Origin of the sequence: Pseudomonas sp. B34(2017) (assembly GCF_002112915.1) — a bacterium.
GTDB classification, from domain to species: Bacteria; Pseudomonadota; Gammaproteobacteria; order Pseudomonadales; family Pseudomonadaceae; genus Aquipseudomonas; species Aquipseudomonas pharyngis.
Genome location: NZ_NEJA01000003.1, coordinates 692374 through 717348 on the forward strand (window position 1 = coordinate 692374; position 24975 = coordinate 717348).

20 protein-coding genes are annotated in these 24975 nt (G+C 61.2%); 11 read left to right on the forward strand and 9 right to left on the reverse strand.

The features are described from left to right. Positions 1-58 precede the first annotated feature (58 nt). Positions 59-766, reverse strand: coding sequence for a PolC-type DNA polymerase III (locus tag CAF80_RS12855; RefSeq protein WP_039768033.1), 708 nt, complete (start codon positions 764-766; stop codon positions 59-61). After that, positions 763-2703, reverse strand: coding sequence for a putative nucleotidyltransferase substrate binding domain-containing protein (locus CAF80_RS12860; RefSeq protein WP_074692160.1), 1941 nt, complete (start codon positions 2701-2703; stop codon positions 763-765). The genes CAF80_RS12855 and CAF80_RS12860 overlap by 4 nt, the downstream gene beginning before the upstream one ends. 253 nt (positions 2704-2956) lie before the next feature. Here CAF80_RS12860 and CAF80_RS12865 point away from each other — a divergent pair, with 253 nt between their 5' ends. Beyond that, positions 2957-3403, forward strand: a complete 447-nt coding sequence (locus tag CAF80_RS12865) for a response regulator (RefSeq protein WP_074692163.1) — start codon at positions 2957-2959, stop codon at positions 3401-3403. 262 nt (positions 3404-3665) lie between these two features. On the opposite strand, the gene CAF80_RS12870 is transcribed toward CAF80_RS12865, so the two are convergent. Next, complete coding sequence (locus CAF80_RS12870) at positions 3666-5843, reverse strand: malate synthase G (protein ID WP_074692165.1); 2178 nt, start codon at positions 5841-5843, stop codon at positions 3666-3668. 454 nt (positions 5844-6297) lie between these two features. Here CAF80_RS12870 and CAF80_RS12875 point away from each other — a divergent pair, with 454 nt between their 5' ends. Further along, positions 6298-6816 carry a glycine cleavage system protein R gene (locus tag CAF80_RS12875; protein WP_007959830.1) on the forward strand — a complete coding sequence of 173 codons (519 nt, stop codon included), beginning with the start codon at positions 6298-6300 and terminating at the stop codon, positions 6814-6816. 223 nt (positions 6817-7039) lie between these two features. Here CAF80_RS12875 and rarD read toward each other — a convergent pair whose 3' ends face one another. From rarD to CAF80_RS12900, 5 genes are all read right to left on the reverse strand, one after another. Beyond that, a complete protein-coding gene (gene rarD, locus CAF80_RS12880; protein WP_039768038.1) occupies positions 7040-7927 on the reverse strand; it encodes an EamA family transporter RarD in 888 nt (295 codons plus the stop codon). A gap of 66 nt (positions 7928-7993) precedes the next feature. Then, positions 7994-8968: a serine/threonine protein kinase gene (locus tag CAF80_RS12885; RefSeq protein WP_007959832.1), complete on the reverse strand. Its 975-nt coding sequence runs from the start codon at positions 8966-8968 to the stop codon at positions 7994-7996. A gap of 116 nt (positions 8969-9084) precedes the next feature. Further along, positions 9085-10986, reverse strand: coding sequence for a PhoX family phosphatase (locus CAF80_RS12890; protein ID WP_085667421.1), 1902 nt, complete (start codon positions 10984-10986; stop codon positions 9085-9087). A 68-nt stretch (positions 10987-11054) separates the two neighbouring features. Continuing rightward, positions 11055-11819 (reverse strand): TOBE domain-containing protein, encoded by a 765-nt coding sequence (locus tag CAF80_RS12895; RefSeq protein WP_085667422.1) that lies wholly within the window; start codon positions 11817-11819, stop codon positions 11055-11057. 58 nt (positions 11820-11877) lie between these two features. Continuing rightward, positions 11878-12615 carry a ComF family protein gene (locus CAF80_RS12900; protein WP_039768042.1) on the reverse strand — a complete coding sequence of 246 codons (738 nt, stop codon included), beginning with the start codon at positions 12613-12615 and terminating at the stop codon, positions 11878-11880. Positions 12616-12706: 91 nt separating this feature from the next. Here CAF80_RS12900 and bioB point away from each other — a divergent pair, with 91 nt between their 5' ends. From bioB to CAF80_RS12930, 6 genes are all read left to right on the forward strand, one after another. After that, a complete protein-coding gene (gene bioB / locus CAF80_RS12905; RefSeq protein ID WP_011336244.1) occupies positions 12707-13762 on the forward strand; it encodes a biotin synthase BioB in 1056 nt (351 codons plus the stop codon). A gap of 68 nt (positions 13763-13830) precedes the next feature. Beyond that, the gene (gene bioF, locus CAF80_RS12910; protein WP_074692174.1) at positions 13831-15009 is read left to right on the forward strand and encodes an 8-amino-7-oxononanoate synthase; all 1179 of its coding nucleotides are present in this window, start codon (positions 13831-13833) and stop codon (positions 15007-15009) included. Then, a complete protein-coding gene (locus CAF80_RS12915; RefSeq protein ID WP_074692176.1) occupies positions 15002-15733 on the forward strand; it encodes an alpha/beta fold hydrolase in 732 nt (243 codons plus the stop codon). Before bioF ends, CAF80_RS12915 begins: the two co-directional genes overlap by 8 nt. Continuing rightward, entirely contained in the window at positions 15726-16532 is an 807-nt protein-coding gene (gene bioC / locus CAF80_RS12920; RefSeq protein ID WP_039768045.1) for a malonyl-ACP O-methyltransferase BioC, read from the forward strand. Before CAF80_RS12915 ends, bioC begins: the two co-directional genes overlap by 8 nt. Then, on the forward strand, positions 16529-17209 hold the full coding sequence (gene bioD, locus CAF80_RS12925) for a dethiobiotin synthase (protein ID WP_074692179.1): 681 nt from the start codon (positions 16529-16531) through the stop codon (positions 17207-17209). Before bioC ends, bioD begins: the two co-directional genes overlap by 4 nt. A 106-nt stretch (positions 17210-17315) precedes the next feature. Next, positions 17316-17612, forward strand: a complete 297-nt coding sequence (locus tag CAF80_RS12930) for a pyrroloquinoline quinone biosynthesis protein PqqE (RefSeq protein WP_074692182.1) — start codon at positions 17316-17318, stop codon at positions 17610-17612. 89 nt (positions 17613-17701) lie between these two features. Here CAF80_RS12930 and CAF80_RS12935 read toward each other — a convergent pair whose 3' ends face one another. Beyond that, the gene (locus CAF80_RS12935) at positions 17702-18952 is read right to left on the reverse strand and encodes a hypothetical protein (RefSeq protein ID WP_085667423.1); all 1251 of its coding nucleotides are present in this window, start codon (positions 18950-18952) and stop codon (positions 17702-17704) included. Positions 18953-19267: 315 nt separating this feature from the next. Between CAF80_RS12935 and CAF80_RS12945 the strand changes: the two genes are divergently transcribed. The 3 genes from CAF80_RS12945 to CAF80_RS12955 all read left to right on the forward strand — a co-directional run bounded on the left by CAF80_RS12945 (position 19268) and on the right by CAF80_RS12955 (position 24948). Beyond that, positions 19268-21073 (forward strand): phenylacyl-CoA dehydrogenase, encoded by a 1806-nt coding sequence (locus tag CAF80_RS12945; protein ID WP_074692190.1) that lies wholly within the window; start codon positions 19268-19270, stop codon positions 21071-21073. A 260-nt stretch (positions 21074-21333) separates the two neighbouring features. Further along, positions 21334-23448 carry a cytochrome-c peroxidase gene (locus CAF80_RS12950; RefSeq protein ID WP_074692193.1) on the forward strand — a complete coding sequence of 705 codons (2115 nt, stop codon included), beginning with the start codon at positions 21334-21336 and terminating at the stop codon, positions 23446-23448. Positions 23449-23658: 210 nt separating this feature from the next. Further along, positions 23659-24948 carry a GGDEF domain-containing protein gene (locus tag CAF80_RS12955; RefSeq protein ID WP_007959861.1) on the forward strand — a complete coding sequence of 430 codons (1290 nt, stop codon included), beginning with the start codon at positions 23659-23661 and terminating at the stop codon, positions 24946-24948. Positions 24949-24975 lie beyond the last annotated feature (27 nt).

A 24975-nucleotide genomic window follows, 5' to 3' on the forward strand; every position in this document is an offset into this window, starting at 1 on the left:
AGAGGTGGGAATGGTTAGCAATTGGCCACCGGTCGGGTTGTCGGGCGGCAACCCGGATTCAGAACGAATGCGTCTGCTGGCGGCGTTTCCACTGACTCAAGCGTTGCTGCAGATTCAGCGGACTGTGGATCTGCTGCTGGCGTGCCCGGCTGAACAGGATCAGCGCCAGTTCCGCGGTAGCCAGAGCATCGGCGCTCGCATGGTGACGTTCGAACACTTCAAGCTTGAACCAGTCGATCCACTCGTCCAGCCCCGCCTCGCGAATGTGTGCCTGCGGGCAAACCAGCGGGGCGATCTGCGCCACATCGAGGAACACCGTCTGCAACTTGTGCCCCAGATGTTCTTTCAGCGCGCGGCCGAGCATGTGCTGGTCGAACGAGGCGTGAAACGCCAGCACCGGACTGTCGCCGATAAACTCCAGCAGCTCGACCAGGGCTTCGGTGGGCTCGCTGCCGGCGGCAATCGCGCTCGGTGCCAGACCGTGAATCAACACGCTCGGGCCGAGTTTCAGCTCGCGGCATTGCAGGGTGCGTTCGAATTGCTGGCTGAAGTCGATCGCACCGTCCTCGATCACCACCGCGCCGATCGACAGCACCCGATCCTTGTTCAGGTTCAGCCCGGTGGTTTCCAGATCCAGCACCACCCAGCGTTGTTCGCGCAGACTGCACTCGCGCAGCTCGCCGATGGCCGGCAGTGTCGTCAGGCGCTGTTGCAGGTCGTCCGGCACAACGGGGCTGGCCGGACGCAGCCACGAAAACAGGCTCATAGCTGATACCGCAGGGTCAGGCTGCTTTGCAGGCGCTGGGCCTGGCGCAGGGATTCACGCAGGATGCGCCGGTCCAGATGATTGAGGCTGTCGGGATCGACCCGGTTCGAGTACGGCTGGTTTTCCCGGGTCTGCAGTTGATGCTGCTGCATGCGCGTCTGCTGGATGAAGTGGTAGGCCTCTTCGTACGCGGCGCCATCCAGCCGGTCGATGACTTCTTTATCCACCAGTTGGCGAAAGCGTTCGAGGGTGTTGTTGGCGTCGATGCCATGGGCCAGTGCGAGCAAACGTGCGCCGTCGACAAAGGGTGTCAGGCCCTGGATTTTCAGGTCCAGCGTGGCTTTCTCGCCGTTCTTGCGGGTCAGCACGAACTCACGGAATCGCCCAACCGGCGGACGGTTGCGCAAGGCGTTCTCGGCCATCATTCGCTGGAACAGACGGTTGTCGCCGACCTGATCGAGAATCCCCCGGCGCAATTGCTCGCAGCCCTGTTCATCACCCCAGACCACGCGCAGGTCGAAATAAATGCTGGAGCCCAACAGGTTCTCCGGCGTCGCCTCGCGAATAAACGCGGCAAAGCGTCGGGCCCATTCGGCGCGGGACAGGCACAACTGCGGATTGCCGGCCATGACGTTGCCCTTGCACAGGGTGAAACCGCATTGCGCCAGGCTGGTATTGATCTGCTGGGCGATGGGCAGCAGCTTGCCGCGAATCTCCGCCGCATGGGCCGCATCCCGCGCGTCGAACAGAATGCCGTTGTCCTGATCGGTGTGCAGCGTCTGCTCGCGCCGGCCTTCGCTGCCGAAGCACAGCCAGCTGAATGGCACACCGGGGTCGCCTTTTTCGGCGAGGGTCAGTTCGATCACCCGGCACACGGTGTGATCGTTGAGCAGAGTGATGATGTGGGTGATCTGGGTCGACGAGGCACCGTGAGCCAGCATGCGCTCCACCAGTTGGCCGATCTCGCCGCGCAGGGTCACCAGTTGTTCGACCCGCTGGGCACTGCGGATGGTCCGCGCCAGGTGCACCAGATCGACCCGTTGCAGCGAGAACAGATCCCGTTCTGAAACCACGCCGCACAGGCGTCGATCCTTGACCAGACACACGTGGGCGATGTGCCGTTCTGTCATGGCAATCGCCGCGTCGAAGGCGCTGTGATCCGGCGAAAGATAGAACGGCGAGTGCGTCATGTGCCGTTCGATCGGCTCGCTGAAATCGCCAGCCCCTTCAGCCACGACATGCCGCAGGTCGCGCAGGGTGAAAATCCCCAGCGGGGCCTTGTGTTCGTCCACCGCGACGATGCTGCCGACCTGTTGTTCGTGCATCAACTTCACCGCTTCGCGCAGTGGGGTGGAGGGGTTGCAGGTCACCGGATGGCGCATGGCCAATTCGCCGAGACGGGTGTTCAGCGAGTACTGGGTGCCGAGGGTTTCCACGGCTTTCTGCTGGACTTGCTGATTGACCTGATCCAGTAGGCTGCTGACTCCGCGCAGGGCGAAGTCGCGGAAGGTGTTGGAGAGGGCGAACAGCTTGATGAACGCCAGTTTGTTCAGTTGCAGGCAGAAGGTGTCTTCGCCGGCCAGGTGTTCGGTGCGAGTCGCCCGTTCGCCGAGCAGCGCGGCGAGGGGAAAACACTCGCCGGTTGTGATTTCAAATGTGGTTTCGGTGCCGCCCTTGGCCGTGTGCGGCCGCTCGCCGACCACCCGGCCCTGCTTGACGATGTAGAAGTGTTCGACCGGCCCGTCGGCGGGTTTGATGATGCTTTCGCCCTGACCGTAGAAGCGCAGCTGGCATTGCTCCACCAGGTAGGCCAGGTGGGCGTGTTCCATTTGATTGAAAGGGGGGAAGCGCTGGAGGAATTGCAAAGTGCCCTGAATGTTCTGCAACACCGCGGTTTTCCCTGCCTGGGTGAAGGCGTCCGCTTTACTCATAACCATTACCGCAGTCTTTTTCGAATTGTTGTTGTCGGATCGTTGCAGCCATGGTCGACCCCATCGCGCGGGGTGCCCATTGGACGTAAGTCTAGGTTGGGCATGCCGTTGGGGAATTTTCGGATATGCCCTACAAAATCAGTCGGAAATTCTTCGGTTCGCCCCTTGGAAAAAAATCCGACGAAGTGCACATTGAAGCTCTGCCCAGCGATGTCTGACCACTGTGCCAGGGGATCGAATTGAAAACGTAGAGAACGCCATGTCCGACCACGATATTTTGAGCGACGCCGAGCGCGAAGCGCTCAGCGCTGTAATGCTCGAACCCGATCTGCCACCGCAGCGCGTATTGATCGTCGATGACGACAGGGACGCCCGGGAACTGTTGTCGGAGATTCTCGGGTTGGACGGTATTCGTTGCATGACCGCGGCCAGCGGTGAGTCTGCGCTGAAGATGCTCGAGGAAAGGCCCTCCATCGGCCTGGTGATCACCGATCTGCGGATGGGCAATGTCGATGGCCTGGACCTGATTCGTCAGGTGCGTGAATCGGTACGGGCGGCGATGCCGATCATCATTGTTTCGGGCGATGCCGACGTGAAGGACGCGATTGCGGCTATGCATCTGAGCGTGGTGGATTTCCTGCTCAAACCGATCGATACCGCCAAGTTGCTCGGTCTCGTCAGACATGAGCTGGGCATTGAGCCTTAAGCCAAAGCCCCCTCACCCTAACCCTCTCCCGGAGGGAGAGAGGACTGACCGAGGTGAATGTTCGAGATACACCGACCTGAAATATTGAGTCGAACTCAGGTTCTGAAAAGTCCCCTATCTGCTCCCTTTCCCCCTCTACCCCTTGGGGAGAGGGTTGGGGTGAGGGGGCGATCCAAAGCCCTTCACCAATCTCAAATTCACGAGCACAAAAAAAGCCCTGATCGAAAGATCAGGGCTTTTTCATGTCCGGCATCCGCGCAGGTTACAGGCCGTTGGCAGCCTTGAACTCGCGACGACGACGGTGCAGGACCGGCTCGGTATAGCCGTTCGGCTGTTTGGTGCCTTCGATCACCAGTTCGACTGCCGCCTGGAAGGCGATGTTGCTGTCGAAGTTCGGGGCCAGCGGACGGTACAGCGGGTCGTTGGCGTTCTGACGGTCCACCACCGGCGCCATGCGCTTGAGGCTTTCCATCACTTGCGCTTCGGTGACCACGCCGTGACGCAGCCAGTTGGCGATGTGCTGGCTGGAGATACGCAGCGTTGCACGGTCTTCCATCAGGCCGACGTCGTTGATGTCCGGCACTTTCGAGCAGCCCACGCCCTGATCGATCCAGCGCACCACGTAACCGAGAATGCCCTGGGCGTTGTTGTCCAGTTCGTTCTTGATCTGCTCCGGGGTCCAGTTCGGGTTGACCGCCAGCGGGATGGTCAGGATGTCATCGACCGAAGCGCGCGCGCGTTTGGCCAGCTCGGCCTGACGGGCGAACACGTCGACCTTGTGGTAGTGCAGCGCGTGCAGCGCAGCGGCGGTCGGCGACGGAACCCAGGCAGTGTTGGCGCCGGCCAGCGGGTGAGCGATTTTCTGTTCGAGCATCGCCGCCATCAGGTCGGGCATCGCCCACATGCCTTTACCGATTTGCGCACGACCTTGCAGGCCAGTGCTCAGACCGATATCGACGTTCCAGTTTTCGTAGGCGCCGATCCACTTCTCGGCCTTCATGTCAGCCTTGCGAACCACCGGGCCGGCTTCCATGGAGGTGTGGATTTCGTCGCCGGTGCGGTCGAGGAAACCGGTGTTGATGAACACCACGCGCTCGCTGGCCGCCTGGATGCAGGCCTTGAGGTTGACCGTGGTGCGGCGTTCCTCGTCCATGATCCCGACTTTCAGGGTGTTGCGCTTGAGGCCCAGCACGTCTTCGATGCGACCGAACAGCTCGTTGGTGAACGCCGCTTCTTCCGGGCCGTGCATCTTCGGTTTGACGATGTAGACGGAACCGGTGCGGGTGTTCTTGCGCGAAGTGTTGCCGTTCAGGTTGTGCATCGCCGCGAGGCAAGTCACCAGACCGTCGAGGATGCCTTCCGGCACTTCGTTGCCGTGCTTGTCGAGGATCGCGTCGATGGTCATCAGGTGACCAACGTTACGCACGAACAACAGCGAGCGGCCGTGCAGGGTCAGTTCGCTGCCGTCGACCTTGGTGTAGGTGCGATCCGGGTTCATGGTGCGGGTGAAGGTCTGGCCGCCCTTGGACACGGATTCCGCCAGGTCGCCCTTCATCAGGCCGAGCCAGTTGCGGTAGATCACTACCTTGTCGTCGGCATCGACGGCAGCCACGGAGTCTTCGCAATCCATGATGGTGGTCAGCGCTGCTTCCATCAGGATGTCTTTGACGCCGGCCGCATCGGTCTGGCCGACCGGGGTGCTGGCGTCGATCTGGATTTCGAAATGCAGACCGTTGTTTTTCAGCAGAATCGCGATCGGCGCATTGGCGTCACCCTGGAAACCGATCAGCTGTGCGTCGTTGCGCAGGCCGCTGGTGCTGCCGCCCTTGAGGGTGACGACCAGTTTGCCGTCAGCGATCTTGTAGCCGGTGGAATCGACGTGGGAGCCGGTCGCCAGTGGCGCGGCTTCGTCGAGAAACGCACGGGCGAAGGCGATGACTTTGTCGCCACGCACCTTGTTGTAGCCTTTGCCTTTTTCCGCGCCGCCGGCTTCGCTGATGGCGTCGGTGCCATACAGGGCGTCGTACAGCGAACCCCAGCGGGCGTTCGAGGCGTTGAGGGCGAAGCGGGCGTTCATCACCGGCACCACGAGTTGCGGGCCGGCGGTACGGGCGATTTCGTCATCGACGTTTTGCGTCGTTGCCTGGAAATCAGCCGCTTCTGGCAGCAGATAACCGATCTCTTGCAGGAAGGCTTTATAGGCCACGGCGTCGTGCGGCTGACCGGCACGGCTCTGGTGCCAGCCATCGATACGAGCCTGGAAGTCATCGCGTTTGGCGAGTAGGGCTTTGTTCTTCGGCGCCAGGTCGTGAATGACCTTGTCGGCACCTTCCCAGAATTTGTCGGCGGTGAGGCCGGTACCGGGAATGGCTTCGTTGTTCACGAAGTCGAACAGGACTTTGGCGACCTGCAGGCCACCGACTTGAACGTGTTCAGTCATTGCTTGCCTCACTCTGCTCAGCTATTTCGCTTTTCAGCTCGTCAATTTAACAATGAAGCCTCTGGCCATTTAAACCACAAACCCTTCGACCAGTACATGCCATCGCTGGCGGCTGGGTTGGGACCAATCAACGGCTTGGGGGCCTTGCTGACGGGGCTTTCAGGGTTGCGAACATGCCTTGGGCAGACATCGATCCAGCGTTATGTAGTGCGCGCTGCGGCATACTACATGATGAGTTGCGGTTGTGAAAATCAGACTAATTACGTCGTTCTGCGACCCCATGACGCATTGCGGTCACGGCGCGGAACGGGATGTTCTCAAAAAACCAATGGATTGTTCCAGTTAAATATAAAAAGTTGTACACGATTTGTGACTTCGAGCGTCTGAGGCGTCTGTGGAACGCTTGCCTATACTTGCTCTTCTATAACAAAAGTCATGACAAGAGGGCTGCGCCATGGATCACCTCGTACTCACCGTCTTCGCACCGGACAAGCCCGGGCAGGTCGAGCGCATCGCCCAATGCATCGCCGAACACGGCGGCAACTGGCTGGAAAGCCGCATGTCGCGCATGGCCGGGCAGTTCGCCGGGATCCTGCGGGTCGGTGTGCCGGCGGAGGCTTACGACGAATTAGTCGATGCCTTACAAGCACTGTCGGCACAGGGCATTCGCGTGCTGGTGGCCGAAAGCGGTATCGAGCAGGCCTGCACCTGGAAACCGATCGCCATGGAACTGGTGGGCAATGATCGTCCCGGTATCGTGCGCGACATTACTCGGTTGCTGAGCGAGCAGGGCGTCAACCTCGAACGGCTGGTGACCGAAGTGCGCCCGGCGCCGATGAGCAGCGAACCGCTGTTCCACGCCGAGGCGATCCTGGCAGTGCCGCTGACCCTGTCGCTGGACGTGCTGCAATCGCGCCTGGAAACCCTGGCCGATGACTTGATGGTGGAACTGGTGTTGCGCACTGATCCATGAGAGCGGAATGGGTTATCCAGTTTTAGCGTGCACCTGCCTGTGGATAACCTGTAGAGACTGAGCGCCAGGCTACGTCCGCTGTGGCTTGGCGAAGATTGATCAAAAAACCGCCAGCATTCAGTGACTTGCGCACAAACGGCGGGGATCACGCTGTGGATAACCTTGGGAAGGAACGATACAGGCCACGAGAACCGTGGCCTGTGGAGGTTTGTGCGTTTTTTGATCAGCTGCGCCGGCGCAAGCTCATCCATGCATCGACGCTGTACACCGCCAGACCGGCCCAGATAAACATGAAGGCGATCAGCGTGCTGGACGACAAGTGCTCGCCGAACAGCAGCACGGCTTGCAGCAGTACCAACGTCGGCGCCAGGTATTGCAGGAAACCGAGGGTGGTGTAGGGCAGATGCCGTGCCGCCGCGTTGAAGCACACCAGCGGCACCAGCGTCACCGGGCCGGCCGCCACCAGCCACCAGGCTTCGGAGGTGGTCCAGAACTCGGCCTGGGCGCTGGTGGCGGTCGGATTGAACAGCAGCCACGCGAGGGCGATCGGCACCAGCATCCAGGTTTCCACCACCAGCCCCGGCAACGCCTTGACCGGCGCCTGCTTGCGGATCAGCCCGTAGAAACCGAAGGTCAGCGCCAGCACCAGCGATACCCACGGCAGACTGCCGACCTGCCACACCTGCTGCGCAACACCGACCGCCGCCAGACCAACCGCCAGCCACTGCATGCGCCGCAAGCGTTCGCCGAGGATCAGCATGCCCAGCAGCACGTTCACCAGTGGGTTGATGTAGTAACCGAGGCTCGCCTCCAGCATCCGGCCGTTGTTCACCGACCAGACGTAGGTCAGCCAGTTGGCCGCGATCAAGGTGCCGCTGAGCGCAAGAATCGCCAGGCGTTTCGGGTTGTCGCGCAGTTCCTGCCACCAGCCGGGATGCTTCCACACCATCAACAGCAGCGCGCCGAACAGCGCCGACCACAGCACCCGGTGAATGATGATTTCCACCGCCGGCACTTCGGCGATGGCTTTGAAGTAGAGCGGGAACAGTCCCCAGATGATGTAGGCGCTCAGGCCCAGAATGTACCCGCGACGCGGGTTGGCGGCTTGCATGCAGAATCCTTGCTTAGGCAGCTAACAAAGCAGCGATTGTACGGGCAGTTGTATAGACGTGTCGTGTCAGAAAAGCTTCAACGGCTCTTCGTTCAGCGCCGCCAGTTGCTCGCGCAGCGCCAGCACCTGATCGCCCCAATACCGCTCGCTGCCGAACCATGGAAAGCTGCGGGGGAACGCCGGATCGTCCCAGCGCCGGGCCAGCCAGGCGCTGTAATGCATCAGGCGCAGGGCGCGCAGCGGTTCGATCAGCGCCAGTTCGCGCGGGTCGAAGTCATGGAATTCGTTGTAGCCGTCCATCAATTCCGATAGCTGCCCCAGACAATCCTGACGGTCGCCGGCGAGCATCATCCAGATGTCCTGCACCGCCGGGCCCATGCGGCAGTCGTCGAGGTCGACGATGTGGAACATCTCGTCGCGGCACATCATGTTGCCGGGGTGGCAGTCGCCGTGCATGCGGATGTTCTGGTGCGGCGTGTTGGCGTAGACGTCTTCCACACGCTTGAGCAGGTCGCGGGCGACGGACTCGTAGGCCGGCAGCAGGCTCTTGGGAATGAAGTTGCCTTCCAGCAGGGTGGTCAGCGAGTCATGGCCGAAGTTCTTCACCGCCAGCGCTTCGCGGTGCTCGAACGGTTTGGTGCCGCCGACCGCGTGCATGCGCCCGAGCAACTGGCCGAGGCGATACAGCTGATCGAGATTGCCCGGCTCCGGCGCCCGGCCACCACGACGGGGAAACAGGGTGAAACGAAAACCGGCGTGTTCGTGCAGGGTTTCGCCGTTGTGGATCAGTGGCGCCACCACCGGGATCTCGACGTCGGCCAGTTCGAAGGTGAACTGGTGCTCTTCCAGGATCGCTTCGTTGGTCCAGCGCTGCGGGCGATAGAACTTGGCGATCAGCGGTTCCGAGTCTTCGATGCCGACCTGATAGACGCGGTTTTCATAACTGTTGAGCGCCAGAATGCGCGCGTCGCTCAGGAAGCCGATGCTTTCGACGGCATCGAGCACGAGGTCTGGGGTGAGGGTTTCAAACGGGTGGGCCATGCTGACTCCTGCGCGCAGCAGGCTGCCGCGTCCGGCTCAGCATGGTAGCGCAGACGGGCTGTCTTGAGTGGGATCGTTCCCGTGCAGTGCACGGAAACGATCAGAGCTTCGCCCGATCAGGCGCCAACGATCCCGCCATCCTCACGGGTAATCGCCATCACCGATGACCGCGGCTTGCCGTTCGGCAGGTGCTCGGGGAAGGTCGAACCGCCGTTCTCGCCCGGGTGCTGAATCCCGACGAACAGGGTTTTCTGATCCGGCGAGAAGCTGATCCCGGTGACTTCACAGCCGATCGGCCCGACCATGAACCGGCGAATTTCCCCGGTTGCAGGATCGGCGCAGAGCATCTGGTTGTTGCCCATCCCGGCGAAATCACCGGCGTTGCTCGAGTCGCCGTCGGTGAGAATCCACAACCGTCCGGCCTTGTCGAAACCGAGGCCATCGGGGCTGTTGAACATGTTCTGCGGGGTGATATTCGACGAACCGCCCTTCGGTGTACCGGCATGGACGCCCGGGTTGCCGGCCACCACGAACAGGTCCCAGGCGAAAGTTTTCGCCGCGTGATCGTCGCGGTCGGTGCGCCAGCGCAGGATCTGCCCATAGACGTTCTTCTCGCGCGGGTTCGGTCCGCCCACCGGTTGGCCGTCTTCGCCGCGTTTGGCGTTGTTGGTCAGGGTGCAATAGACCTGACCGTCTTTCGGGCTGACCACGATCCACTCCGGACGGTCCATGCGCGTGGCGCCAACCACGCTGGCGGCGAGTCGCGCATGAATCAGCACTTCGGCCTGATCGGCGAAACCGCTGCTGGCGTCGATGCCGTTCTTGCCGTGGGTCAGTTCGATCCACTGGCCCTGGCCTTTGGGGTGATCCGGATTGCCGTCGCCCGCATCGAACTTGGCCACGTACAGCGTGCCGTGGTCGAGGATGTCGTGGTTGGCTTTGGCGTTGCGGTGGTTGATCTTGTCGCGGCTGACGAATTTGTAGATGAACTCGCCGCGTTCGTCGTCGCCCATGTACACCACAGCGCGACCGTCATCGGTCTCGGCCAGTGCGGCGTTTTCATGCTTGAAGCGGCCCAGCGCGGTGCGTTTGACCGGGGTCGATTGCGGGTCGAACGGGTCGATCTCCACGACCCAGCCGTGGCGGTTGAGTTCGTTGGGGTTCTTCGCCATGTCGAAGCGCGGATCGAACGGATGCCAGTTGATCTCACGGCTGGCGGCCGATACGCCGTAGCGCTTTTGCGCCGGGTCGAACTGTTGCTGGGCGTTGCTGCTGCCGAAGCAGTCGGTGAAGTTCTCTTCGCAGGTCAGATAAGTGCCCCACGGTGTCTTGCCGTTGGCGCAGTTCTGGAAAGTGCCGAGGACTTTTTTGCCGTGCTTGTCGGCGCTGGTTTTCAGCAGTTCGTGGCCGGCGGCCGGGCCGCTGAGGCGGATCGGGGTGTTGCCGTGGATGCGTCGGTTGTAGCGCGAACCCTGAACGAACTGCCACTGGCCGTTCTTGCGCTGCACTTCGATCACCGACACGCCTTCACAGGCCAGAGCCTTGCGCACGTCTTCGGCCGACTGCGGCATACCGCCGTGCGGATAGAGGTAGCGGTAGTTGGTGTATTCGTTGTTGATCGCCATCAACGCGCGGTTTTTCTCGCCCGGGAATTCGAACAGGCTCATGCCGTCGTTGTTGTCGCCGAATTGCACTTCCTGTGCAGCCGCGGTGCCATTGCCGCTCGGGTCGAAGGCCGGGCCGTTCTTGTGCAGCGGTTGACCCCAGCTGATCAGCACCGACGACTTGTAGCCTTTGGGCAGGCTGATGGTGTCGGTGGTGGCCGCCGGAATGCTGTCGAAGCCGAGCAGACGGCTGTTGCCGGCGCTGACACTGGCGGCCAGCACGCTGCGGCTCAGCAGGTTGCCGCCGAGGAACATCGCCGCGCCGCACAGCGCGCCGGCGCTGATGAAACCGCGACGGCTCAGGCCGACCATTTTTTCCAGGTCTGTGGATTGGTTTTCTTCTAATAGGCTCACATCAGGCTCCCTGCATGGTTTTGGCAGCCACCTTAATGCGGGTCGATGACGCTTTCGTTGCAGTGCGCTCAGAGCGGTGTTCCGAGCAGCACATTGGACGGGGAAAACTGCACCTGCACCGGTTGATCGACCTTCAGACCACGGCTGCGCAAGTCCAGCGGTTCGGCCAGCGCGCACAGGGTCTGGCCGTTGGGCAGCGCGATGCGCACTTCGCTCGGGCCGTCTGCGGCGTCGAGAATCGCCTCGATCCGACCGTTCAACAGGTTGTGGCCGACGGCAGGCGTGGCCTCTGGCGCGAGCAGTTCGAGCCAGCCGGCCTTGATCAGCGCCACCACTTCGGTGCCCGGTTGCAGCTCAAGATGCACGGTGCTGTCGTGGGTGATCTGCGCCTCGATCGACAGGCCTTCAGCCAGTTCGAGGCGGATCAGGTCGTTGCGGCCCTGACCTTCGATCAGCACGATTTTGCCGTGCAGCTGGTTGCGTGCGCTGGTCCTGAGCATCAGCCGACCGAGCAGATCCAGATCGCTGGCATCCTCGGCCGCCTCCAGTACCTGTGCCTGCAAGGCTTGCAGCTTTTGATAGAGGCGCAGCACTCGCTCGCCCTCGCTCGACAGTTTGGCTCCGCCACCGCCCTTGCCGCCTATCGCTCGCTCAACCAGCGGTTTCTGCGCGAGGTTGTTCAGCTCATCGATGGCATCCCACGCCGCCTTGTAACTCAGGCCGGCGCTCTTCGCGGCACGGGTGATCGAACCCTGTTCGGCGATGTGTTGCAGCAAGGCGATGCGCTGCGGACGGCGGACGATGTGCTGGGACAACAGACTGGGCAGGGACATGGCGGACGCTTTGTACTGAAGGGTTGAGGGAGGACGTTGGCGGCTCGAGGCGTATCCGTCAAGCCGCGTCGCCGGGTTTTGGCGTGCGGGCCAGGCAGTACACATCCACCCGCGCGGCACCGGCGTCCATCAGCAACCGGGCCAGCGCCTGGGCGGTGGCACCGGTGGTCAGCACGTCGTCGACCAGGGCCAGGTGCCGGCCTTTCACCTGGGCATCGGGACTGAGGGCGAAGGCGTTTCGCAGATTGCGTTTACGCGCTTTGGCGTTGAGGGCCTGCTGGGCGTCGGTATCCTGCACGCGCAACAGGCTGTGTTCCTCGCAAGGCAGGTCGAGTGCCTTGCCCAGCCACCGCGCCAGCATCGCCGCTTGATTGAAACCGCGCTGGCGCAGGCGTTTCGGTGCAAGCGGCACCGGTAGCAGAGCGTCCGGACGAGGCAGGTCTTCTTCGAAGCGATGTTGCAGGAACTCGCCGAGAACGTCGGCAAGCAAGTGGCCAAGCGGCCATTTGGCGTTGTGCTTGAAACGGGTGATCAGCGTGTCCACCGGAAAGCCATAAATCCAGGGCACAGCCACCTGTTCGAAGGCCGGTGGCTCCTGCAGGCAGCCACCACAAGTCAGGCCGGCTGCGAGGGGCAGGGCGCAGGTCAGGCATTGATCGCCCAGCCACGGCAAATCGGTTTCGCAGGCGGTGCAGATCGGGATTTGCGCGTCTGCCGGTTCGTCGCACAATAAGCAGTTATGTTTGTTTTTTAACCAGATGTAAACCGGCCTTTCGTAGTGTGGTTGACAGCGCATGACTCTTCCTTAAATATGCCGAACATCCGTGTCGTGCCTGTGGGTATTCCGTTTCCCCAGGCGCCAGCCAAGCATAACCAAGGAAACGCCCATGAGCGCCAGCACCACTGCCACCCTGCGTCACGACTGGACTTTGGCCGAAGTCAAAGCACTCTTCGTTCAGCCATTCAACGACTTGCTGTTCCAGGCGCAGACGGTGCACCGCGCGCATTTCGACGCCAACCGCGTCCAGGTTTCCACTCTGCTGTCGATCAAGACCGGCGCCTGCCCGGAAGATTGCAAATATTGTCCGCAGTCCGGTCACTACAACACCGGGCTGGAAAAAGAAAAGCTGATGGAAGTGCAGAAGGTCCTCGAAGAGGCTGCCCGCGCCAAGGCCATCGGTTCGACCCGTTTCTGCATGGGCGCGGCGTGGAAACACCCGTCGGCCAAGGACATGCCTTACGTGCTGAAGATGGTCGAAGGCGTGAAGGCCATGGGCCTGGAAACCTGCATGACCCTCGGTCGTCTCGATCAGGACCAGACCGAAGCGCTGGCCAAGGCCGGGCTCGACTACTACAACCACAACCTCGACACCTCGCCGGAGTTCTACGGCAGCATCATCACTACCCGCACCTATGCCGAGCGTCTGCAGACCCTGGCCTATGTGCGCGATGCGGGGATGAAAATCTGCTCCGGCGGCATTCTCGGCATGGGCGAGTCCCTCGATGACCGCGCCAACCTGCTGATCCAGCTGGCCAACCTGCCGGAGCATCCGGAATCGGTGCCGATCAACATGCTGGTGAAAGTTGCCGGCACGCCGCTGGAAAACGCCGACGACGTCGATCCGTTCGATTTCATCCGCATGCTCGCCGTGGCGCGCATCCTCATGCCGCAATCCCACGTACGCCTGTCCGCCGGCCGCGAAGCGATGAACGAGCAGATGCAGGCCCTGGCGTTCTTCGCCGGCGCCAACTCGATCTTCTACGGCGACAAACTGCTGACCACCGCCAACCCGCAGGCCGACAAGGACATGCAACTGTTCGCGCGCCTGGGCATTCAGCCGGAAGCCCGCGAAGAGCATGCCGACGAGGTCCATCAGGCCGCTATCGAGCAGGCGCTGGTGGAGCAGAAGAGCAGCGAGCAGTTCTACAACGCGGCGGTCTGATCGCCCGTTCTTCTCAGGCGCTGCCTCGGGCGGCGCCTGCTGATTCATTTGCCACCCGTGAGGCTTGCATGTCTTTCGATCTCGCCGCACGCCTTGCTGCCCGTCGTGCCGAAAATCTCTACCGCCAGCGCCCGCTGCTTGAAAGCCCGCAAGGGCCGCAAGTGGTGGTCGACGGTCAGCCGTTGCTGGCGTTCTGCAACAACGATTACCTGGGCCTGGCCAACCATCCGCAAGTGATCGAAGCCTGGCGCGCCGGTGCCTCGAAGTGGGGCGTCGGCGGCGGCGCCTCGCATCTGGTGATCGGTCACAGTGGCCCGCATCACGCACTCGAAGAAGCTTTGGCTGATCTCACCGGACGGCCGCGTGCGCTGTTGTTCACCACCGGTTACATGGCCAACCTCGGCGCGGTCACGGCGCTGGTCGGGCAGGGCGATACGGTGCTGGAAGACCGGCTCAACCATGCCTCGTTGCTGGACGCCGGGTTGTTGTCCGGTGCGCGCTTCAGTCGCTATCTGCACAACGACGCCGACAGCCTCGCCAAGCGCCTGGAAAAAGCCACCGGCAATACGCTGGTGGTCACTGACGGCGTATTCAGCATGGACGGCGACCTTGCCGATCTGCCGACGCTGGCCCGGGAAGCCAAGGCCAAAGGCGCCTGGCTGATGGTCGATGACGCTCACGGTTTCGGCCCGCTGGGGGCGAACGGTGGCGGCATCGTCGAACATTTCGGTTTGAGCCAGGAGGATGTGCCGGTGCTGGTCGGCACACTCGGCAAAGCGTTCGGCACGGCTGGCGCCTTTGTGGCCGGCAGTGAAGAGCTGATCGAAAGTTTGATTCAGTTCGCCCGCCCGTACATCTACACCACCAGCCAACCGCCGGCGCTGGCCTGCGCAACCTTGAAAAGTCTGGAACTGCTGCGCAGCGAACACTGGCGTCGCGAGCATTTGCAGACGCTGATCCGCCAGTTCCGCCACGGCGCCGAACAGATCGGCCTGGAACTGATGGACAGCTTCACGCCGATTCAGCCGATCCTGATTGGCGATGCCGGTCGCGCCGTGCGTCTGTCGCAGATGCTGCGTGAGCGTGGGCTGATGGTCACCGCAATCCGCCCGCCGACCGTGCCTGCCGGCAGTGCGCGGTTGCGGGTCACACTGACCGCCGCCCACAGCGAGGCACAGGTGCAGCTATTGTTAGAAGGACTGGCCGATTGCTTTGCTCAACTTACGTCGGAGCCGAGCCATGCGTGATCGCCTGATTCTGTTACCGGGTTGGGGGCTCGGCGTTTCGCCGCTGGAGCCGCTGGCCGCTGCATTGCGCGGACTCGATGAACACCTGCAGGTCGACATTGAGCCGTTGCCGGAGCTGGACTCCAGCGATCTGAACGACTGGCTCGACGAGCTCGATGAGCGCATCCCCGAAGATGCCTGGCTCGGCGGCTGGTCGCTGGGTGGCATGCTCGCTTCCGAGCTGGCGGCGCGGCGTGGCGAACATTGCTGCGGCTTGCTGACCCTGGCGAGCAATCCTTCGTTTGTCGCCCATGAACAATGGCCGAGCGCGATGCCCGGCGAGACCTTGGATGCGTTTCTGGCCGGCTGCAGCGCCGATCCGCGCACGACCCTCAAGCGATTCTCGCTGCTGTGCGCCCAGGGCGCGCAAGACGCGCGCGGCTTGTCGCGGCTGTTGCTCGGCGGCGCGCCGAACACTTCGTCGGCCGCTTTGATGGCCGGTCTGGAATTGTTGGCGCAGATCGATACACGCGAAGCCTTGCAGGCATTTCGCGGCCCGCAACTGCATTTGTTTGGCGGGCTGGACGGGCTGGTGCCGGCGGAGGCCGCGGGCGAGTTGTTCGCGTTGCTGGCGGATGTCGAGGTCGGTCTGATCGAGCAGGCCAGCCATGCGTTTCTTCTGGAAGACCCCCACGGTGTGGCGGGTGCGATCCAGGCGTTTTTGAGTGAGTGCGGTGATGACTGATTTGTCTGTTGCGGCGTTGCCCGGCGGCTTGCCTGACAAGCGCCAGGTCGCAGCTTCTTTTTCTCGCGCAGCGGCCAGCTATGACAGCGTCGCCGAGTTGCAGCGCGATGTCGGTACGCAGTTGATGAATCGCTTGCCGGTGGATTTTCTGCCGTCACGCTGGCTGGATCTCGGCTGCGGCACCGGGTATTTCACCCGGGCGCTGGCCGAGCGATTTGGTGAGGGGCTGGCGCTGGATATCGCCGAGGGCATGCTCAATCACGCGCGGCCGTTGGGTGGGGCCATGCACTTTATTGCTGGCGATGCCGAACGTTTGCCGTTACAGGATTCGACCTGCGATCTGATCTTCTCCAGCCTCGCCGTGCAGTGGTGCGCGGACTTCGAAGCGGTGCTCGGCGAAGCGTTTCGGGTGCTGAAACCGGGGGGGATTTTCGCGTTTGCTAGTCTTTGTGTAGGGACGCTGTACGAATTGCGAGACAGCTGGCGTCAGGTCGATGGTCTGGTGCACGTCAACCGCTTCCGCGAATTCGCCCGCTATGAGCAATTGTGCGCGGCCAGTGGTTTGCGCAGTGTTTGTCTGGAGAACCGGCCGCATGTGCTGCATTACCCGGATGTGCGCAGCCTGACCCACGAACTCAAGGCACTGGGCGCGCATAACCTGAACCCTGGCCGGCCGGGTGGATTGACCGGGCGGGCGCGGATTCTGGGGCTGGTCGAGGCTTACGAGCAGTTCCGTCAGCCTCAAGGGCTGCCAGCGACCTATCAGGTGGTCTACGCCGTGTTGGAGAAACCCTTATGAGCGCAGCCTATTTCATCACCGGAACCGACACTGACGTCGGCAAGACCACCGTCGCCGCCGGGTTGCTGCACGCTGCGCGCTCGGCGGGGCTGAGTACCGCGGCGGGCAAACCGGTGGCGTCCGGTTGTGTGGTAACGCCCAGAGGTTTACGCAATTCCGATGCGCTGGCGTTGCAGGCCGAATGCTCGTTGCCGCTCACGTATCAACAGGTCAATCCGGTGGCGTTCGAGCCGGCGATCGCGCCGCATCTGGCAGCGCGCGAAGCGGGCGTGGCAGTGACCGTGCAATCGTTGCTGGCGCCGATGCGCGAGATTCTGGCCATGAATGCCGACTTCACGTTGATCGAAGGCGCGGGCGGCTGGCGGGTGCCGTTGGCGGATCAGGACAATCTGTCGGATCTGGCCATTGCGCTGAAGCTGCCGGTGATTCTGGTGGTCGGCGTGCGTCTGGGTTGCATCAGCCATGCGTTGCTGACGGCCGAGGCGATTGCCCGGGACGGGCTGCAACTGGCGGGGTGGGTGGCGAACATCATTGATCCGAAGACGTCGCGGCTGGAGGAAAACCTGGCGACACTTGCCGAGCGGATTCCGGCGCCGTGCCTGGGGCGGGTGCCGAAGCTCAAGGCGGTCAGCGCCGAAGCGGTCGCCGATCACTTGCAACTGGATCTGCTCGACTGATTTTGGCTATGACAAGGCACTGTGCCATTAGTGTTTTTGACGGGTGTTTTTCTGACGCCTCTGGTTCAATGGCACCCATTGATCCTTCCCAAGGATGAGAGCTCCCATGGAAATCTCCGGAAACACAGCTTTTTATGCAGGTCTGAGTACCATTCAGACCGGGCAGAACCGCGTCGATCAGGCCGCCAGCCAGATCGCCAGCAATACCATCGAGCGTTCGGTCACCAGCCAGTCTTCGGAAGTACAGGTCGATCGTCTGCGTTCCGTGGATCGCGCCCAGCAATCGGACCTGGCGAGCAACATGGTCGAAATGGCCCAAGGCAAGTTTCAGGCGGAACTGGGCGTGAAAGTCGCCAAGGCTTCCGATGAAATGCTCGGTACGATCATCGATACGTTTGCCTGATCGTTTGACTTGGCGACATATCGATATCCCTTCATGCTTAAGTTCAATAGCTGCGCCCATTGAGCGTACGAGCGTGGCAGAAAAAGGTATCAGGCGCCCAAGCGGCCCCATATTCTTGGAAAGCGAGTGCTGTGATTATTCCCGGAACTCCCTGAAATGATAACTCGCCCTCCCGGTTGGATCGTCACATCAGTACAGGTACCGATACTGTATCCGCTCCAGAAATTCTCTCTTACTCCGTTTTTGCTAATCCGCTCGTAAACTTCCATTAACGTGCCTGCGAGGTTACCGCTGCCCACGGCCACGATTTTGCCATTCGGATCTATCCCGATCGAGTAAAAGTCCATGGCATCCATTGAGCCAGAAATTAGCAGAGGTACCCCCTTATTGAAGTTTTCATCAATGCTGCCGTCTTTTTCGAGTCTGGCAAGTAGACCCCTGTTGTTCCCGTCAGAGCCCTTCGCATAGCCGGCGATGATGATTTTGTCATCATCCTGGATAGCAACCCGAGAGACGATATCGGCCCAGACAAGCTCCTGAATCTGCGATTCGGTTCCTCGTTCGCCGGCCACTACGACATCGGTATAGCCTGCCTGGCCAAAGGTATAGTCCAGAATGCCCTCATCCGTGTAACGAGCCACGGTGCGTGTCCTCTGTTGTTGATCGACGTATCTCCAGCTACCTGCCACGATAATGCTGCCATTGCCTTGGATCTGGACATTGTTGGCATAACTGTCGAGTCCGTGGAGCCTGATATCGATGAATCCGCTGCCACCGCCAAAACTCTTGTCAGTCTCGCCATCAGCTTGCAGACAAAAAAGCCTGCTCAAAGGGCCTGACGGAAGTGTGTAGGTCGCTGCAATAAGTATCTTCTGACCTTTTTGCAGGCAGCCATCTGCAAACTTGTAGGGTGACCGTGAAGGGGTTGCACCTTCTGGACCAGTAGTAATGACTCTGCGGTCGAACACCAGATCGGGACTACCGCTGGGGTTGAAACGGGTGACAGCGGGTCTCACGGCGTCGGCTTTCAGCGACTCCCCGATGACCAGAATTTTTCCATCTTCCTGCAGCAATACACGCTGCGGCGTGGATTGGTCGCCATCTTCGAAGTTCCAGGTCCTCTCCTCGAATGAGTCATCTTTAGTGCCGTCGACGAGGTAACGCGACAGGCGAAACCGGTCGCTGATATGTGAGACAACAACCAGTTTGCCGTCTTTATCGGAGATGGTTGAGTTTGCTGTACCTCTTTCGTCGATCTCGATGCGGCCTTCGGTTCCGAAGGTAGGGTCGAGATTACCGGGAGCGCGAGTGTGATTGTTATCACCAGCCTTGATTTCCATTTTGTTCTCCTACTGAAAGATTTCCTCAGGCCACCATGTCTAGAGAGGTGTCCGCGATAGTCAGTACACAGGTTTTGGAACGATTTTTATCCTGTAAAAACTGACAGTCCGACATTCTTTCGGAGCCAATAAATATGCTTTTGAGGCCGATGGCGGGTAGTTTCATCCGGACGAAGGCTTTACGCCTGACGAACGGCAAAAGGGCGACGCTTGACAAGATTTCGGCGTAAACGTATGTTTCAAACAACTGTTTGACCGTCACAACAAATCAACGCGGTCGTTCATTCCCGGTTACATCAGCAGAGGTTTATCGCTATGCCTGACTACAAGGCCCCCTTGCGTGATATTCGCTTCGTTCGTGACGAACTGCTCGGCTACGAAGCGCACTATCAGAGCCTTCCAGCGTGCGCAGAAGCAACGCCGGACATGGTTGACGCCATTCTCGAAGAGGGCGCCAAGTTTTGTGAGCAGGTGCTGGCACCGCTGAACCGCGTGGGTGACACCGAAGGCTGCACCTGGAGCGAGTCCGGCGTGAAAACCCCGACCGGCTTCAAAGAGGCCTACAAGCAATTCGTGGAAGGCGGCTGGCCGAGCCTGGCCCATGACGTCGAGCACGGCGGTCAGGGCCTGCCTGAGTCGCTGGGTCTGGCAGTCAGCGAGATGGTCGGCGAAGCCAACTGGTCGTGGGGCATGTACCCGGGCCTGTCGCACGGCGCGATGAACACCATCTCCGAGCACGGTACTCCAGAGCAGCAGGAAGCCTATCTGACCAAACTGGTTTCCGGTGAATGGACCGGCACCATGTGCCTGACCGAACCGCACTGCGGCACCGACCTGGGCATGCTGCGCACCAAGGCCGAACCTCAGGCCGACGGTTCCTACAAAGTTTCCGGCACCAAGATCTTCATCTCGGCCGGTGAACACGACATGGCCGACAACATCGTCCACATCGTACTGGCTCGCCTGCCGGACGCACCGGCCGGCACCAAGGGCATCTCGCTGTTCATCGTTCCCAAGTTCCTGCCGAACGCCGACGGCACCGTCGGTGCACGCAACGCGGTGACCTGCGGTTCGATCGAACACAAGATGGGTATCCACGGCAACGCGACCTGCGTGATGAACTTCGACGGCGCGACCGGTTTCCTGATCGGCCCGGCGAACAAAGGCCTGAACTGCATGTTCACCTTCATGAACACCGCACGTCTGGGTACCGCGCTGCAAGGTCTGGCTCACGCCGAAATCGGCTTCCAGGGCGGCCTGAAGTACGCTCGCGATCGCCTGCAAATGCGTTCCCTGACTGGCCCGAAAGCACCGGACAAGGCCGCTGACCCGATCATCGTTCACCCAGACGTACGCCGCATGCTGTTGACCATGAAGGCATTCGCCGAAGGCAACCGTGCGATGGTGTACTTCACCGCCAAACAGGTCGACATCGTCAAATACGGCGTGGACGAAGAAGAGAAGAAGAAAGCCGACGCACTGCTGGCCTTCATGACTCCGATCGCCAAAGCGTTCATGACCGAAGTCGGTTTTGAATCCGCCAACCACGGCGTGCAGATCTACGGCGGCCACGGCTTCATCGCCGAGTGGGGCATGGAGCAGAACGTTCGCGACAGCCGCATCTCGATGCTGTACGAAGGCACCACCGGCATCCAGGCACTCGACCTGCTGGGCCGTAAAGTGCTGATGACTCAAGGCGAGGCTCTCAAAGGCTTCACCAAGATCGTCCACAAGTTCTGCCAGAACAACGAAGGCAACGAAGCCGTCAAAGAATTCGTCGCACCGCTGGCTGCACTGAACAAAGAGTGGGGCGAGCTGACCATGAAGGTCGGTATGGCCGCCATGAAAGATCGCGAAGAAGTCGGCGCGGCCTCCGTGGACTACCTGATGTACTCCGGTTACGCCTGCCTGGCCTACTTCTGGGCTGACATGGCGCGTCTGGCTGCCGAAAAACTGGCTGCCGGCACCACCGACGAGGCGTTCTACACCGCCAAGCTGCAAACCGCGCGGTTCTACTTCCAGCGCATCCTGCCGCGTACCCGTACGCACGTGGCCACCATGCTGTCGGGCGCCAACAACCTGATGGACATGAAAGAAGAAGACTTCGCACTGGGCTACTAAGCCTTAACGCAGTCCTTCAAAAAACCGCTGCTCCTTCGGGGGCAGCGGTTTTTTTGTGCCCGGATTTCCCCAATCCCGGGGCTGATTCCCCAGCATTGATGAAGCCACTCCTTAGCCGAACCCCTGCGCTTATTGATTCAAAATGTTTCCAGAAGAGTGGCCAATTAATTGCACTGCCCGATTTACCGGTGCTAACCAGAACTGCCTGCTCAAAGAAGCAAGACGCCCGGCACTTAACAACAACAGTCAGGGTGAAGCCTATGAACATCAGTCGACTCGCTCGTTTGACCTTCTGGTTACCCGTTGCGCTGGCAGTCCACAGCGCATGGGCTGCCGACCCCGCCGTGGTCGATCCTCCCGTGCCGGAGGTGCCTTCGTTGCAATCGTTGCGCGGGATGGTGCCCCCCGATCCGTCCGGGACCGAAGGCGGACGCAAGGTCGACCTTATGACCGACTACGTGCTCAACCGTCAGGCTGCGATCCTGCTGGGCAAGGCGTTGTTCTGGGACATGGAGATCGGCAGTGATGGCTCCACGGCCTGCGCGTCCTGCCACTACCACGCCGGCGTCGACCACCGCATCACCAACCAGCTCAACCCCGGCCAGGCGCACACCAACGCCAACGTCGCGTCGATCTTCAACAAGCCGTTTGTGGCGTCGGACATTCGCGGTGACGTGGCGTCCTACGCGACGTTGTCCGGCGGCAAGGGCGGCCCGAACTACACGCTGAAGAAAACCGACTTCCCGACCCACGTGCTGAGCAATCCTCTGGAGCGCAACTCGCCCATCGTGTACTCGACGGACGACGTGGTCGGCTCGCAAGGCGTGTTCGACGCCAACTTCGTCAAACCCAATCAGGCGCGTTTCGACAAATGTACTCAGCAGCCGGACGGTATTTTCCAGGTCGGTGGCATCAACGTACGTCGCAGCACCGGACGCAACGCGCCGTCGGTAATCAACGCCGCGTTCAACGTGCGCAACTTCTGGGACGGTCGGGCCAACAACGTGTTCAACGGCTTCTCGCCGTTCGGCAATCGCGACCCGGATGCCGGGATCTACGTGACCAGCGAACGCAGCACGGTCGCCACCAAAGTGCGGCTGGCGCTCAATGACGCGTCAGCTGCCTCGCAAGCCGTCGGTCCGCCCGGCAGTCCGGTGGAAATGTCCTGCGGTGGCCGTACGTTTGCCGACATTGGCCGCAGGATGCTCGACACGTTGATGCTCAAGCAGCAGCGGATCTCGTCCACGGATTCGGTACTGGCTCCGGTGTCTGGCGCACGGCGACCGACCTATCGCGAGCTGATCAAGAACGCCTTCCAGCCCCGGCTGTGGAATGCCACGCAAAACGTTCTGGTGGGCGGTGCGCCGTACACCCAGATGGAGGCCAACTTCCCGCTGTTCTTCGGCCTGGCGATCCAGATGTATGAGGCCACGCTGGTGTCCGATCAGGCGCCGATCGACGCCTACCTGCAAGGCGACCATACGGCGATGAATGCGCAACAGGTCGAGGGCATGAACCTGTTTCTCGGCAAGGGCAAATGCGTCAATTGCCACGGCGGTCCGGAGCTGACCAACGCCGCCAGCCGCCTGCTGATGCATCCGCGTGAACGCATCGAGCGGATGGTGATGGCCGACAACCTGACCACTCTTTACGACAACGGCTTCTACAACACCGGTGTGCGCCCGACCTCGGAAGACCTGGCCCTCGGCGGCGCGGATGCCTGGGGCAATCCATGGTCGTTCACCCGGCAGTACAACAGTGTGTTGCAGGGCGGCCGCTCGGTTGATCCGCTGGACGTCGATGTCTGCACATTCGAGGCGCCGTTGAGTGCGGCGATTCCATGCGATGCCACGCTCAAGCCGAACGTCGGTTTCCGCGATTCGGTCGATGGCGCGTTCAAGACCCCGACCCTGCGCAACATCGCCCTCACCGGGCCGTACTTCCACAACGGCAGCCGCTCGACGCTCAAACAGGTGATGGAGTTCTACAACCGTGGCGGTGACCGGCGCGGCGAAGACGCCAACAACACCAGCGGCTTCGAGCATCCGGCGGTGAACCAGCACAACACCTCCAACCTCGACCCGGACATGACGGCGCTGAACCTGACGCCCGATGAAATCGACGCGCTGGTGAAATTCATGGAGGTCGGCCTGACCGATCCGCGCGTGGCCTGGGAGCGCGCACCGTTCGATCATCCGTCGCTGGTGATTCCGCAGGGCCACATCGGCGATGAAAATGCCGTGACCCAGCGTCCGGCCAGTCCGAAAGTCACGACCCGTCAGGCGATGGACGCATCGCTCTATCTCAAGCCTTACGGTGCTGAAGGCCGGCCGGCGGCAGAGGGGCCATTGCAGCCGTTCTACAACGATCTCTGAGCAGAAAAACACACCATGGCCATCAAGAATGATGGCCATGGTGGCCGTCTAGCGGCCGTTGCGCAAAAAACCTTACTGAATCCCTCAGCAACCGCCGATTTCGGCCGTTAAAGAGACAGCCTGTGATCTGGATCACATTATGTGTGCTTAACTGGCCACATTGCAGGCACAATGCCATCTCTTTGCCATGACGGGTCGGAGCTTTTACCCTTGCCGCGTTCTTCCGCTGTACGTTTCAGTCATTTCCTGCCTTCACTGCTGTTGTTGCTCGCGGGGTTGGCGGCTGCGTACGTCAAAGATCTCAACGTGTTCTTCACCTCGCTGTTTAACGTATTGCCAACCTTGGTGCTGCTGTTGGGCGGTTCGTACTGTGCGGTTTACCGACGCCAGCGCGAGCTGTTTCTGATGGTCACGGTGTACATCGCCTACTTCCTGCTCGATACCCAGACCGACTATTACCGCGACAACGGCAAGGTGCGCGAAGACGCGGCCGTGGTGTTCCACCTGGTCTGTCTGCTATTGCCGCTGTTGTTCGGACTATTCGCCGCATGGCAGGAACGCACGCATCTGTTTCAGGACATGGTCGCGCGCTTTGCCGTGTTGCTGGCCTTTGGCAGCGTGGCGCTGGGGCTTGAGCAAAGCTACCCGCAGGCCTTGCTGATGTGGCTTTCCGAGATCCGCTGGCCGGCGCTGCATGGCGCATGGATGAGCCTGATTCAGTTGTCGTATCCGGTGTTCATCTCGGCGTTTCTGCTGCTGGCCTGGCAATACTGGCGCAACCCGCGGCCGCTGCACGCGGCGCAACTGGTGGGGTTGCTCGGGGTGTTCTGGATGCTGCCGAAAACCTTCATCCTGCCGTTCACCCTGAACATCATGTGCAGCCAGGTCATGCTGATGATTGCGGCGGCGGTGGCGCACGAGGCTTATCAAATGGCCTTCCGCGACGAGCTCACCGGCCTGCCCGGCCGCCGCGCACTCAACGAGCGCATGCAGCGTCTGGGGCGCAACTATGTGCTGGCGATGAGCGACGTCGATCACTTCAAGAAATTCAACGACACCCACGGTCACGACGTGGGGGATCAGGTCTTGCGCCTGGTCGCCAGCAAACTGTCCAAAATCAGCGGCGGCGGTAGGGCGTATCGCTACGGCGGTGAGGAATTCGCCCTGGTGTTTGCGGGCAAAACCCTTGAAGAGTGCATGCCGCATCTGGAAGTCATCCGCGAGTCGATTGCGTCTTACAACATTCAGCTGCGCAATCAGGAAAGTCGCCCGCAGGATGATCAGCAGGGCCGCCAGCGGCGTTCGGGTTCGGGCGCGTCCAGTGTGTCGGTCACGGTCAGCATCGGCGTGGCCGAACGTCTGGAACAGCGCACCCCGGAAGAAGTGTTGAAATCCGCCGACCAGGCGCTCTACAGCGCCAAGGGCGCGGGGCGAAACTGCGTGATGGCGTTCGGTCAGAACCGCCGTGGCGCGGTGCGCATGGACAATGCCGCAGGTTGAGTGATGACGGCGCATTCAGCGTCTGGA